This window comes from Shewanella sp. ENK2 (genome assembly GCF_043568515.1).
GTDB classification, from domain to species: domain Bacteria; phylum Pseudomonadota; class Gammaproteobacteria; order Enterobacterales; family Shewanellaceae; genus Shewanella; species Shewanella japonica.
This window is the reverse complement of the sequence record NZ_CP171406.1, coordinates 2,263,658-2,276,752: the sequence shown is the minus strand read 5'-3', so window position 1 is coordinate 2,276,752 and position 13,095 is coordinate 2,263,658. Positions and strand designations below refer to the sequence as shown.

Below are 13,095 nucleotides of genomic sequence, written 5' to 3'. Positions count from 1 at the left end.
TCAATTGAGTGGCTTTTTATTAATGATGGCATTGACGTTATGCTGTCTAAAAAAGAGGTTTAGCGGCGACTTGAGTGCAATTTATCGTGCAGTTGATGCAAGTCTTTGACTTCAAAGGTGGGTGTAATCCCATCCACTACATCCTTTCCATGGTGATTAAGCCAACAGGTATCAATACCTGCATTAACGCCACCAAGAATATCCGAATGCAGGTTATCACCCACCATCAATACGGTGTTTTTGTCTGGGTTACCCATTAAATCGAAGGTGTGCTCAAAAATGCTCACATCGGGCTTAGCTTTGCCAAACTGTTCAGAAATCACTACGTGTTCAAAAGCAGGTTTAAATCCAGTGCGTTCTAATCGCACATTTTGTAATTCTGTTAAGCCGTTAGTGATGATCCCTAAACTGGCTTTACCTTCTAAACTGTTAATGAGTTTTTTAGCACCTGGTAACGGCTGACAAATATCAGCCATTGCAGCTAAAAAGTCGCTATTAAGCTGCTTGGTCGTTAAGCCTAATTTGGTCGACCAGTGTAAAAAGCGTGTGTGTTGCAGCTCCGCTGCATCGATTAATCCTTGCTGGTAATCAACCCATAACTGCTTATTTACGGTTTGATAAAAAGCGAAATCACTGGCATCAAATTCGATATCAAAGCGAGAGAACATCAGCTGTAAACCAGCAAAAATATCAAAATCAAATAGGGTTTCGTCGGCATCAAACAAAATCCATTGGTACTTCATGATTTACCCTTACTGATATATACAGTTAACTGAATTATTCAAATAGCGCCATCAGTTGCGCTTCTTGTGCGACTAAGCTTTTGTATACGGTTAACTGGTTGGCAGCTCTGTCGAGGTTATGGCCTTCGCGATGAATACCGAAATACACATCACCATTTAGGTGATCGGTTAAAAAGCGCGACCCAAGCATTAACGCCATTACCTTTATGCCTAACCACAAACTACGTTTTTCTAGCGGGGTTAAAATTGCAGCTAATTGGTCGGTATACGCTTGGGTGGCTGCAGCAATGATTTCAGGGCGCGCGATAACTTTATCAAGTGCTGTTGAGTCTTCTTCCTCTGGCGAACAAAATGCACGCACCATGTCACCAAAGTCATACATTAAGTAACCTTTCATGCAGGTGTCGATATCAATCACTGCCATGCTCGACATGTCACGCTTATCAAACAACATATTGTTTATTTTGGTGTCGTTGTGACAAATACGCAGCGGTAATTGGCTTTCTATTTGTTCAAGCTCTGCAAAAAGTGCCTGCTGAGAAAGCACAAAGTCAGCCCAAGGCTTACAATGCTCAAGCCTGCCTGCGTTATCTTCGGCAATGGCTTGTTTAAGCTGCTCGATACGTTGCGGTAAGTTTAAAAAGTTGGGAATAACATCGATTAGGCTGTTGGCATCTAAGTCACTTAATGCAAAAGCGAAGTGACCAAAAGCACTGGCCGCCATTTCAGCTTGCTCAGTATTGGTGACGACTTCAATCGTATGGCTGTTAGCTAAGTAGCTGATGGCGCGCCAGTAACCTCTATCACCAAGGTCGACAGATAAGCGACCATCTTTTAATACGACAGGCGAAATGACATCAAGCAGATACTCACCAAGAGTGGACTTCTGTATTAGGTGATGACTGACTTTTGCCGCATTATCGATTAATACGTCTGGCTCGGTAAACACAGTAGTATTAATTTGCTGTAGCACAAGTTGCCCTGTAGACCATCTCACCAAAAAGGTTTGGTTAATATGGCCATTGCCTAACGGGGCAATACTGGCATTTTCATCAGTTATTCCATACAAAGGCAAAATTGTTTGCCTAATAAACTCCACCACCCAACACTCCATATTTTTTATCGCGAGCCCGATAGTCTAATCCATCCCTGAGCACAAGACTAGCTATGCACTAGTAATGCCTTAAAACTCAACAAAAACGACACTATTCACGCTATCTCACGAGGTTAAAGGCTTTTTAAGTAGTGCGCAAAATCAGGTTGACTAGACAATGTTGCTTGGCTGCCCTTCAAACTAAAATTAAATCCGCACATTTTAAAACTACCTCGCATGGCTATATTGTTGATGATCTTAGCGTTATCTAGAGGAGAAAAACGCGCTTCAGTACCGCTGTCTGCCATTAAATCTACCTGCATAGGGCGGAATTTGCTGCCGTCGTTAAACACTAATTCAGCACAGCGTTTATCGCCTTCTGCGTTATCTAAACGCCAAATAGATTGCGCATTGCCTTCATCACCTAACCAGCGAATGATTAAAATGTCTTGTTGTAAAATCAGCCAAAACCCATCTGGGAGCTTAACTCTTGCTGTCTCGCTAATGATTGCAGGCTGCTCGATAGGCGCTATTTCTACTGGCTCTTGTTCAACATCGCTGTTACTAAATAGTAAGCTTATAAGGTAAATAATTACCGCAATGACACTAACAACACCCAGCCCTTTAGCTAGCATCATTAGCGTTTTTTGATTGTTTTGTCCCCAAACAAGCCATGACTTTAGCAGTTCAGATAACGAGCCAGACTCTAATGCACCACGGTCAACTCGGTAGGTCGGTTTATCATCGCTTTCATAATCGGCTTGCTCATCAATATTATGTTGTTGGGCTTTAATATCATCTTTATAAACGGTTTCATGCTGATAACCAGGCTCATAACTGACATCATCGGCATCATAAACAGATTGCTCATTTTCTTCAGTCATTGATGAAAACGCATGCTCGCCGCCCATAACTGGCTCTTGTCTTCGGCGTACATCGCCAAGCTTTACCGATGCTTTAGCGTGAGGCCCAAAGTAGCCCATAACATAAGCAGGTTTACGCTGATTTGTTTTAGGCGCAGCAAGCCAAGCAAAGCCACCCGCTGTCAGCGCTGCAAGAATAAAAACAATACTAGACACAGCCACGGGGAAGCTAAAACTGAGCGACATGCTAAACAGCAGCAACAACAGTACAGGGATCGCAAGCAACGTATTGGGTTTCGCCGCATCTTTTAAGCGACGTAAAGTGCTTAACGCGCAAATAGGTAACGCTAAGACTGCTGCAATTAATGTCACAATCGAGTTTGAAAAAAGTAGCGCAATCAATAACACAAAGACTAAGCAGCTTAATTGAATGGCTAAGGCTCTTAGGCCGTTATCTCGACCTTGGCGACAAAATAAGGAGGCGAATGACACAAGCAATCCCAATATCTAAATAAATGAACTGTTGGCAGACTAAACAATTTCAACGCTAAAGTCAGTGAAACCCACGTAAAATGGCACAAAAAAATGCTAAAAAGCACTATTTGGTACTAAATCGAAGAGGAAACTTATCCATTGTCTTTTTCGATTAAGGTTAAATTCAGGCTAGTTAGGTGCTGCATCTATATCAGTCGGGGATTGAGTGCTAAATTCAACGCAGAATTCTTTGCTATTTTTAGTGCAGATTTTTGCATTTTTCTCTATCACAAATCTCGCAAATTGTATGGCTTTGAGTATAATACTCGGCCTGATAAATAATCTGGTTGGAAATTGCACTATGAGCGCTCGAGGAAATCTATTTATTGTGTCTGCCCCAAGTGGCGCCGGTAAATCTTCACTTATCTCTGCTTTACTAAAAGATAAGCCAAGCGACATGCAAGTGTCTGTGTCTCATACCACCCGTCAGCCACGTCCAGGTGAAGTGAATGGTCAACATTATCACTTTGTCTCGGTTGAAGAGTTCAAAGCGCTTATTGCTGAAGAATCCTTCTTTGAATGGGCTGAAGTGTTTGGTAACTATTACGGCACATCCCGCACCGTTATTGAACAAACATTAGCAAATGGTATTGATGTATTTTTAGATATTGATTGGCAAGGCGCTGAACAAGTCAAAAAACTTATGCCAGAAGCCATTGGGGTATTTATTTTACCTCCTTCAAAAGCTGAACTTGAACGCCGTTTAACTGGCCGTGGTCAAGACAGCCAAGACGTCATTGACGGACGTATGGCTGAAGCTGTATCAGAAATGTCACACTATAAAGATGCAGATTATATTATTGTAAATGATGATTTTGATGTGGCTTTAGGCGATCTTTGCGCGATCATTCGCAGTCAAAGATCAACCTGTGCTAGTCAGATCCATACTCACAGTGGTATGATTAACGATCTGTTGGCAGATTAATTGTCATAGTGTACAATTTTGCGTCATTTTTTTCCCATAGATAACACTGGAGTTTCACCACATGGCTCGCGTAACTGTAGAAGACGCCGTAGAACAAATCGGCAACCGTTTTGACATGATCCTGGTTGCAGCGCGTCGTGCACGCCAAATCGCTGTGCAAGGTAAAGACCCTATGGTTGAAGAGATGAATGATAAGCCAACGGTTATCGCTCTACGCGAAATCGAATTAGGCTTAGTCACCTCTAACACTTTAGATGCTGACGAACGTCAAACTGTTCGTGAGCGTGAAGCCGCTGAAATTGCTGCTGTTGCAGCAATTGCTGAAGGCCGTACGCTTTAAGGAGTAGCGCCACTTGTATCTGTTTGAAGGTCTTAAGGAGTCTGCGTCAGGTTATTTAGAACCCGCGCAAGTAGAGTTACTCAAGCAGGCGTACATTGTTGCGCGTGATGCCCATGAAGGGCAAATGCGCACAAGTGGCGAACCCTATATTACCCATCCCGTTGCGGTAGCCCGCATTGTGGCTGACATGCGTCTTGATCACGAGACATTAATGGCAGCCCTGCTTCATGACACCATCGAAGATACCCCAGTTACCAAAGAAGAGCTCACTGAGTTATTTGGCGTAACCGTGGCTGAACTCGTTGAGGGTGTATCAAAACTCGACAAAATTAAGTTTCGCGATAAAAAAGAAGCCCAAGCCGAAAACTTCCGCAAGATGATGATGGCAATGACGCAGGATATCCGCGTTATTCTAATCAAGCTTGCTGACAGAACGCATAATATGCGTACTTTGGGTGCATTACGTCCTGACAAGCGTCGTCGTATTGCTCGCGAAACCTTAGAAATTTACGCACCGATCGCCAACCGTCTTGGTATTCATAATATCAAAAGCGAGTTAGAGGATTTAGGTTTCCAAGCCTATTATCCAATGCGTTACCGTGTGCTTAAAGAAGTCGTTAAAGCAGCCCGTGGTAATAGAAAAGAACTGATTAACAGTATTGAAGGTGCGATTACGACTCGTCTTGAAGATGCCGGTATTAAAGGCACTGTCAAAGGTCGTGAGAAAAACCTTTATTCCATCTATCGTAAGATGAGCAATAAAGAACTGCAGTTTCAAGAAGTCATGGACATTTATGCGTTCAGAGTCATGGTCGATACCATTGATACCTGTTACCGCGTATTAGGTGCCATGCATGGTCTTTATAAGCCACATCCTGGCCGCTTTAAAGACTATATTGCCATACCAAAAGCCAATGGTTATCAATCATTGCATACCTCATTATTTGGCCCTCATGCGGTTCCTGTTGAAGTACAAATTCGTACTGAAGAAATGGATCTCATGGCGGATAAAGGGGTTGCTGCTCACTGGATGTATAAGAGCGGCACCAATAGTTCGCAACAAAGTACCACTCAAATTCGTGCCCATAAGTGGATGCAAAGCTTGCTGGAGCTGCAACAAAGTGCCAGTAGTTCATTTGAATTTGTGGAAAACGTTAAAACCGAACTATTCCCTGAGGAAATTTACGTCTTCACCCCTGAAGGCCGTATTTTAGAATTACCTGTCAACTCGACTGCTGTCGATTTTGCTTACGAAGTTCATACCGATGTGGGTAATACTTGCGTTGGCGCACGTGTAAACCGTCAAGCTTACCCGTTAAGCCAGCCATTAATCTCCGGTCAAACCGTTGAGATTATTACCGCTAAAGGCGCTCGCCCGAATGCGGCGTGGCTAAACTTTGTGGTAACCGGTAAAGCACGTGGCAAAATACGCCAAGTCTTAAAGAGCTTAACCAGTGACGATGCTGTAGCACTAGGTAAACGCCTATTGAATCATGCCTTGGGTGAAACCAAGCTTGATAGTATTGATGCTGAGCAACTGGATAAGGTCATCTCTGAAACCAAACATGACGATTTAGAGTCACTCTTGGCGGATATCGGCTTAGGTAATGCCATGAGCATTGTGATTGCTCAGCGATTACTGGGTAAGAACCTCACGACTAAGAACGAAGATGACGACGATCACGAAGAGCATTTAATGCCGATTCGTGGTGCTGAAGGTATGCTTGTTACCTTCGCAAACTGTTGCCGCCCTATTCCTGGTGATGCCGTCGTTGCCCACGTGAGTCCTGGTAAAGGCTTAGTGGTTCACATGGAAAACTGCGCCAATATTCGTGGTTATCAAGGTGAGCCTGATAAATATATTCCAGTACATTGGGATAACGTTGAAGGCGAAACTTACCAAGCTAACTTGCGGGTTGAAATTGTTAACCATCAAGGCGCTCTAGCTAAGATCACCAATATTATCGCTGCGGCAGGCTCAAACATTCATAACTTGAGCACTGAAGAACGCGATGGCCGTGTTTACCTCATTAACCTACGTATCTCGGTTGATGATCGTGTTCACCTCGCCAATGTCATGCGCCGTATTCGCGTATTGCCAGAAGTCTTGCGTACCTCACGTAATCGCTAGTAAGATTGCTAATCTAACTTTCCTAAGCTGAATGACTCTAACTCTATGAGGCAGCTTAGGTTTGCTTGCATTTTATTTTCAATTTTGAAGTTTTTACTTTCGCAGAGGGCGTCATGGCAGAAAAAATCATTATCGCAACCGATAAAGCTCCACAAGCAATTGGCACATATTCTCAAGCTGTAAAAGTGGGTAGCACTGTTTACCTATCAGGCCAAATTCCATTAGTTCCAAGCACGATGGAAATGGTCAGCGATGACTTTTCTGCGCAAGTTGTGCAAGTATTCGAAAACTTAACTGCAGTATGTGAAGCCGCTGGCGGCAACATGTCAGACATTGTGAAGCTCAATATCTTCTTAACTGACCTTTCTCACTTTGCAACTGTAAATGACATCATGGCTAAATACTTCAGCCAACCTTACCCTGCACGTGCTGCAATTGGTGTAAAGCAGCTTCCAAAAGGCTCTTTAGTCGAAATGGATGGAATAATGGAGATCTAAGTCACAAACCGACTTTTCCTCTACAGGGCGCCAATAGGCGCCCTTTTTATTAGAGCTATTACTCGATAACGGTTCACATCTCAGCTGAATATGCTAGTTTATTAGTTGTATTTATTAAAAATTAACAGCTTAACGTTTGCGAAGAATGCGTTAAATCGCCATACTGATAATCATCGTGTTCATTATTTACTCGTTCAATGGGGGCCAGTTAGTGTAACACCTGAAGATGTTACATATGTGAGTACTAGTCGTACTTTATGCATATATATAACGTTTTAGGCCTACATAACTGGTCTGAACTGATTAAATATTCAATGCGATTACAATAGATTATTACGTTAAAGACATTGAAATAAACACGACCTACATTAAAACAAAAAAGAACATGGAATCGTCAATGGAAAATCTAATGAAAACGCCAGTAGAAATGTTGTCGCACTGGGTAGAAACCCAGGGTAATGAAGTCTATTTACGCCAACCTATCAATGGTCAGTACGTTGACTTTACTTGGCGTGAAGTACAACAAAAAGTTCAGCAAGTTGCCGGTGCACTGCGTCATTTAGGCTTAGTACCAGGCGATAAAGTCGCAGTACTTTCTAAAAACTGTGCTGAATGGTTTATCATTGATTTAGCATTAATGCATGGCGGTTATATCAGTGTGCCGATTTACCCAACAGCAAATGCTGAGACTATTCGCTATGTCCTTGAGCACAGCGAAGCTAAAGCCATTTTTACAGGTAAATTAGATTTCTGGGCAGATCAAGAAGCGGGTGTAGGTGGTGAAATCTTACGTCTTGCAATGCCATATGACACCATGCCTTCTCAGTATCACTGGGATAAAATTCTTGAACTTGGCACACCATTAGTTGATGCGCCGACGCCTACCGCAGAGCAAGTCATGACGCTGATTTATACCTCTGGCTCTACCGGTAAACCTAAAGGCGCAATTCAAACATTTGGTAGCTACGGTTGGACTTGTGAAGCCGTCGTGCGTGATTTAAAAACCAATACCACTGACAGATTATTATCTTACCTGCCATTAGCCCACATTACTGAGCGTGTCGCAATTCAAGGATCATCATTCTACTCAGGTTCTTCGGTCGCCTTTGTTGAAAGCCTAGACTCGTTTGTTGCAGATGTGCAGCGCTGTCGTCCTACGGTGTTTTTCTCGGTGCCACGTTTATGGACACTATTCCAGCTCAATATTATTGAAAAAGCCGGTGAAGCTAAATTGGACTTCCTGCTTAAAGTCCCCATCATTAGCAGCTTAGTTAAACGTAAGATCCAAAAAGGCCTAGGGCTGGAACATTGTCGTTTGCTGGGTTCAGGTTCAGCACCTATTCCACCAAGCCAGCTTGAGTGGTACCACAAAATCGGCATGAACATTTCTGAAGCTTGGGGCATGACTGAAAACTGTGCTTACTCGATAATTAACTTCCCATTCGATGCCACTAAAATTGGTACAGTGGGGCGCCCAGTCGAAGGTTGCCAAGTGCGCCGTAGTGACGAAGGTGAGCTGATGGTTAAAAGCCCTGGCTTAATGCAAGGCTATTACAAACAAGAAGAAGTCACCAAAGCTTGTTTTGATGAAGATGGTTTTTTCCATACTGGCGATTTATGTGAAATTGATGATGAAGGCTTTATCTCAATTACGGGTCGCGTTAAAGACAACTTCAAAACATCAAAAGGTAAGTATGTTGCGCCAGTCCCAATTGAGCGTAAGTTAGCTCAAGATTCACATATTGAATTATTGTGTGTCATTGGTTCGGGTTTACCGCACCCTGTGGCATTGGTTCAATTATCAGAAGGTGCTGCGTTGCAACCTCGTGAAGAAGTACGCTCATCACTCAAGGCGACCTTAGACAGCATTAACCCTAACTTAGAATCACACGAGCATGTTGACGCTATGGTTGTGGTAACAGAGCCTTGGACCATTGAAAATGATGCAATGACTCCAACGCTTAAAATTAAACGCCACGTGCTAGAAAAGCAGTTTAGTGCCAAAGTTGATGGTATTCGTGGTGCGAAAATTTGCTGGGAAGATGAAATTTAACCCGCTGTTTGGTTAGACTGATTAAAGCACACCTTATTGGTGTGCTTTTTTGTCCCTGGTATTTGCGAAATAACCCTATGCTATACCTAAGCTATATGAACAAAATTTAACCTCCGGCTCGATAATTTAAATTGCGCAAAACTAAAAAATCACTATGCTTGCCGTCCATTTCGGTTTCAGCCATTTTTGAGAGTGAATCATGCTAATTATGTTGTCGATTATCGGCGGTTTTTGATTTTAACCCTAGGTGCAGAAGCACTCGTGCGAGGAGCAAGTCAAATCGCGCTCAAGTTGGGACTTACGCCGCTTATTATCGGTTTAACAATCGTGGCCTTTGGTACCAGCGCCCCTGAACTTGCAGTGAGTGTTAAATCAGCTATTGCAGGTAATAGCGGAATAGCGTTGGGCAACGTTATCGGCTCAAACATTGCCAATATCGGTTTAATCTTAGGAATAACCGCGCTTATCCGTCCAATAAAAATCGAATCACAAATGGTGCGCCGAGATATCCCTATTATGATTGCGGCCTCATTATTGTTTTGGGGGTTATTACTAGATGGTGGTTTAAGCTTTTTTGATGGCGTAATTCTCACTACATTGCTTATCAGTTACTTATTATTTAGCTATTTCACAGCAGACAAACAACAAAATGACGACTCTGAAAGTGCAACAAATCAAAGCAACCTCCTTTCAGTAATAATGATTATTGTCGGTATTTCCATGCTGGTCGGTGGCGGCATTTTGTTTGTCGATGGCGCAGTTGCCATGGCAAAGTCGATAGGTATTAGTGAGGTGGTTATTGGCCTCACCATCGTCGCGATAGGCACCAGTATGCCGGAGCTTGTCACCTCTATTGTGGCAGCACTGAAAGGCGAAAGTGATATAGCGATTGGTAATGTTGTTGGCTCAAACCTATTTAACATTTTAGGGATTTTAGGGGTAACGGCCCTTATCCACCCTATTATCAGTAATGAGATAAGCCAAATAGACTGGGTGGTCATGATCGCATTAGCAGCAGTACTACTGCCCTTTGCTTACACAGGCCTGCGGATTGGTCGCCGAGAAGCTGCTGTTTTAGTCGCCAGCTATTTAGGCTATATCAGTTACTTAGTGATCCAAGCGTAAGTATAAAAACGGTTCAGTCTATGCGATAGGGTCAAACAAAAAGCCTAAGACGATAACATCAGGACTAAACCATAAGCCAGCATGCTAATTCAGTATGCTGGCTTTTTTTATTAATGACATTTGTCATCATAAACTGATGACGTTTGTGCCTGCACACATTCACGCCAATATTGAATACTAACTCTGCACTCAACACACACTTGAATAAACGGAGTTAATCATGAAAACATTATTTATTGCCGCTACCTTATCTTTAGTCAGTCAAACCAGTGTCGCAGATATCAGTAGTATTGATGCTGCAGCCAATACCATGAACCTTGAAGCGCTCAATCAAATCAGCCAGCAAAGTGTTGATTATGAACATGCCTATGCCCAATACCGTATTGCAATTACTGCCAATATTTTAGGACAACGTGGTGTCGCAAAACGTGCGCTTACTGATGCACAAGCCACACTTGAAGCAGTTATCAGTCGTGAAGAACATGCTGAATCGATGACATTATTAGCGCAAATCTATGGCATGCAAATCGCTTATGACGGCGCTAAAGCCCAACAATTATCATCTAAAGCAGGCGCTTTATTACAGCAGGCTGAGCAATTAAGTCCCGACAACCCTAGAATTGCATTAGTTAAAGCTATGAGTGCATTTTACACGCCTGCGCAATATGGTGGAGGTTACGACAAAGCCAGTGAGTTGGCCTCATTAGCCATTGCACGCTATCAAAACCCTTGTGATGAGATCTGTTGGGGACATGCTGAAGCTTACACTTGGCGAGGTCTTGCCAAACAAGAGCTCGGTCAACAAGATGCCGCAAAGCAGGACTGGCAACAAGCGTTAACTATTAATCCAGACTATGGTTGGGCTAACTTCCTGCTAAACCCAACCTCTACAGTGAATGCTAGTCAATAATGCCACGGGACCTGTTAGCTACTGCTACCCATTGCCGATGGGTTGCAGTATGCTAACTTGCTAAGGAAAGGTTATGAATACTCAAGATACTGCCAATCAGTCTGCTCAAGGAATGGTTCACACGGATATGACCACTAACGAAAACAACCACCCAGAAAAAGCCTACAAGCAAAAAACGGCTTGGGTCTATTTGTTAAACCTCATTTTTTATTTCATACCTATTTGGTTTATGCGTGATGATGTTATGCGTGTAAGCATTAGTCTATTGCTATTAATTCCATTCTTATACGGTTATTTTTGGGCTTATAAAAGTAGCCAAGCAAAAGCCATATACCCTATATCCTTAATGATTTCGACTGCGGTTATCGCCAGTTTATTTACTAGCGGCGGAATTTCATTTTTAGTTTTGCGGGCTTTTTTATTGGTTTTTTTACTCATTACGCACCAGCATTATCAGTTTTATCGCCATCAGTATTGGGTTATGGACACTAAACTACCTTGTAGGGTATCCCGCATTTTATTTCCCGCTATACGGCATGTTAATCGTGTTTGTGGTGGGATTATTTGGTGTAGTAGAACATAACAATGAGCGAATTAGACGTCAGCAACGTCAATCAAATGATGAAATTGCCAGTTTAGCGACAGCCCTTGAACGAGAAAGAATTGCTCGAGATCTTCACGATATTATGGGTCACAACTTATCGTCTATCGCCCTTAAAGCGCAGTTAGCGGAAAAGCTCGTTGAAGCAGGAAACCTGCCTTTAGCAAAAGAACATTTGAGTCAATTAGCAGAAATAGCCAGAGACAGCCTTAGTCAAATCAGACAAACAGTATCGGATTATAAACATAAAGGCTTGGCTGACACCTTACAGCAATTAACCGCATCCCTTCGAGAACAAAGCATAGAAGTGAACGTCAACGGCCAACTGCCCGAGATGCCCGAATTATATGAATCACAACTAGGGTTAATGTTTACTGAACTAGTCAATAACATGCTCAAGCACGGTACCGCAACTGAATGTTGGTGGCAGTTTAGCCATCAAAACAACACCCTAAACGTACGTTTATCTGATAATTCATCAACACAAGCGATAGTGGAAGGAAACGGACTAAAAGGCATCGCAGAACGGGCTCAATTGCTCAAAGGCGCATTTAACTATCAAATTACCGATGGTTATCAGTTCACGATTTCATTGCCTCTTTCTACCGATAAGGACAGCTGATTCATGAAAATTTTACTGGCAGAGGATCAAGCTATGGTGAGAGGAGCGCTTTCAGCACTGCTCACTCTTAGCAATGATGAAACCATTGGCCCAGTTGAAGTCACAGAAGCCGAAGACGGCACTCAGGCTATTGCGTTACTCAAACAACACTCGTTTGATTTACTGCTCAGTGACATCGAAATGCCAGGGCATACAGGCCTTGAATTAGCACAATGGCTTAAAGAACAGCAAGGTGCAGCACTGCAAACCAAAGTCATTATCTTAACCACCTTTGGTCGAGCCGGTTATATCAAGCGAGCGCTTGCCTGTGGCGTCGATGGCTTTTTATTAAAAGATGCCCCCACAGAAAGTTTATTATCGGCAATCAAGCAGGTCATGGCTGGCAAAAAGGTGATCGATCCTGAGCTTGCAATCAGTGCCATCGGGGATATTGATCCGCTAAATGATAAGGAACGAAAAGCGTTACGATTTGCCAGCGAAGGATTATCTACCAGTGATATTGCCGCGAAGCTGTTCATTGCCGAAGGGACAGTCAGGAATTACTTGTCTGAAGCGATCAGTAAGCTTAATGCCAGTAATCGTATTGATGCTGCCCGTATCGCTAAACAAAAAGGCTGGTTATAGCGTTACTTAGCTGCCAAAAAGGGGAATATTATTG

The 13,095-nt window shown here is 42.9% G+C and carries 12 protein-coding genes and 1 pseudogene; 10 read left to right on the top strand and 3 right to left on the bottom strand.

The genetic code is table 11. The annotated features are described in order from the left end of the window. Positions 1-59: 59 nt before the first annotated feature. The 3 genes from yjjG to ACGEDC_RS10190 all read right to left on the bottom strand — a co-directional run bounded on the left by yjjG (position 60) and on the right by ACGEDC_RS10190 (position 3,191). Positions 60-743, bottom strand: a complete 684-nt coding sequence (yjjG, locus tag ACGEDC_RS10200) for a pyrimidine 5'-nucleotidase (RefSeq protein ID WP_394498028.1) — start codon at positions 741-743, stop codon at positions 60-62. A gap of 34 nt (positions 744-777) precedes the next feature. Then, positions 778-1,845 carry a phosphotransferase enzyme family protein gene (locus ACGEDC_RS10195; RefSeq protein ID WP_394498026.1) on the bottom strand — a complete coding sequence of 356 codons (1,068 nt, stop codon included), beginning with the start codon at positions 1,843-1,845 and terminating at the stop codon, positions 778-780. A gap of 125 nt (positions 1,846-1,970) precedes the next feature. Beyond that, the gene (locus ACGEDC_RS10190) at positions 1,971-3,191 is read right to left on the bottom strand and encodes a hypothetical protein (RefSeq protein WP_394498024.1); all 1,221 of its coding nucleotides are present in this window, start codon (positions 3,189-3,191) and stop codon (positions 1,971-1,973) included. 343 nt (positions 3,192-3,534) lie between these two features. Between ACGEDC_RS10190 and gmk the strand changes: the two genes are divergently transcribed. From gmk to ACGEDC_RS10140, 10 genes and pseudogenes are all read left to right on the top strand, one after another. Next, complete coding sequence (gene gmk, locus ACGEDC_RS10185) at positions 3,535-4,158, top strand: guanylate kinase (RefSeq protein ID WP_394498022.1); 624 nt, start codon at positions 3,535-3,537, stop codon at positions 4,156-4,158. Positions 4,159-4,219: 61 nt separating this feature from the next. Further along, positions 4,220-4,498 (top strand): DNA-directed RNA polymerase subunit omega, encoded by a 279-nt coding sequence (rpoZ, locus tag ACGEDC_RS10180; protein WP_055025248.1) that lies wholly within the window; start codon positions 4,220-4,222, stop codon positions 4,496-4,498. A 13-nt stretch (positions 4,499-4,511) separates the two neighbouring features. Further along, the gene (spoT, locus tag ACGEDC_RS10175) at positions 4,512-6,629 is read left to right on the top strand and encodes a bifunctional GTP diphosphokinase/guanosine-3',5'-bis pyrophosphate 3'-pyrophosphohydrolase (protein ID WP_394498020.1); all 2,118 of its coding nucleotides are present in this window, start codon (positions 4,512-4,514) and stop codon (positions 6,627-6,629) included. 113 nt (positions 6,630-6,742) lie between these two features. Then, positions 6,743-7,126 carry a RidA family protein gene (locus ACGEDC_RS10170; protein ID WP_055025250.1) on the top strand — a complete coding sequence of 128 codons (384 nt, stop codon included), beginning with the start codon at positions 6,743-6,745 and terminating at the stop codon, positions 7,124-7,126. Positions 7,127-7,523: 397 nt separating this feature from the next. Next, positions 7,524-9,179: an AMP-binding protein gene (locus ACGEDC_RS10165; RefSeq protein WP_394498017.1), complete on the top strand. Its 1,656-nt coding sequence runs from the start codon at positions 7,524-7,526 to the stop codon at positions 9,177-9,179. 199 nt (positions 9,180-9,378) lie between these two features. Further along, a pseudogene (locus ACGEDC_RS10160) lies at positions 9,379-10,304 on the top strand (calcium/sodium antiporter). A 220-nt stretch (positions 10,305-10,524) separates the two neighbouring features. Then, complete coding sequence (locus tag ACGEDC_RS10155) at positions 10,525-11,214, top strand: hypothetical protein (RefSeq protein WP_394498015.1); 690 nt, start codon at positions 10,525-10,527, stop codon at positions 11,212-11,214. A 73-nt stretch (positions 11,215-11,287) separates the two neighbouring features. After that, on the top strand, positions 11,288-11,797 hold the full coding sequence (locus tag ACGEDC_RS10150; RefSeq protein WP_394498013.1) for a hypothetical protein: 510 nt from the start codon (positions 11,288-11,290) through the stop codon (positions 11,795-11,797). Beyond that, positions 11,751-12,437, top strand: a complete 687-nt coding sequence (locus ACGEDC_RS10145) for a sensor histidine kinase (protein WP_394498011.1) — start codon at positions 11,751-11,753, stop codon at positions 12,435-12,437. Before ACGEDC_RS10150 ends, ACGEDC_RS10145 begins: the two co-directional genes overlap by 47 nt. Positions 12,438-12,440: 3 nt before the next feature. Then, the gene (locus tag ACGEDC_RS10140; RefSeq protein WP_394498009.1) at positions 12,441-13,061 is read left to right on the top strand and encodes a response regulator transcription factor; all 621 of its coding nucleotides are present in this window, start codon (positions 12,441-12,443) and stop codon (positions 13,059-13,061) included. The last annotated feature ends 34 nt before the right edge of the window (positions 13,062-13,095 follow it).

What these genes read in the sequence shown, in the direction of transcription:
- yjjG (WP_394498028.1), bottom strand. Translation starts at nt 743, where the DNA reads ATGAAGTACCAATGGATTTTGTTTGATGCCGACGAAACCCTATTTGAT.
- gmk (WP_394498022.1), top strand. Translation starts at nt 3,535, where the DNA reads ATGAGCGCTCGAGGAAATCTATTTATTGTGTCTGCCCCAAGTGGCGCC.
- rpoZ (WP_055025248.1), top strand. Translation starts at nt 4,220, where the DNA reads ATGGCTCGCGTAACTGTAGAAGACGCCGTAGAACAAATCGGCAACCGT.
- ACGEDC_RS10170 (WP_055025250.1), top strand. Translation starts at nt 6,743, where the DNA reads ATGGCAGAAAAAATCATTATCGCAACCGATAAAGCTCCACAAGCAATT.
- ACGEDC_RS10165 (WP_394498017.1), top strand. Translation starts at nt 7,524, where the DNA reads ATGGAAAATCTAATGAAAACGCCAGTAGAAATGTTGTCGCACTGGGTA.
- ACGEDC_RS10155 (WP_394498015.1), top strand. Translation starts at nt 10,525, where the DNA reads ATGAAAACATTATTTATTGCCGCTACCTTATCTTTAGTCAGTCAAACC.
- ACGEDC_RS10150 (WP_394498013.1), top strand. Translation starts at nt 11,288, where the DNA reads ATGAATACTCAAGATACTGCCAATCAGTCTGCTCAAGGAATGGTTCAC.
- ACGEDC_RS10145 (WP_394498011.1), top strand. Translation starts at nt 11,751, where the DNA reads ATGTTAATCGTGTTTGTGGTGGGATTATTTGGTGTAGTAGAACATAAC.
- ACGEDC_RS10140 (WP_394498009.1), top strand. Translation starts at nt 12,441, where the DNA reads ATGAAAATTTTACTGGCAGAGGATCAAGCTATGGTGAGAGGAGCGCTT.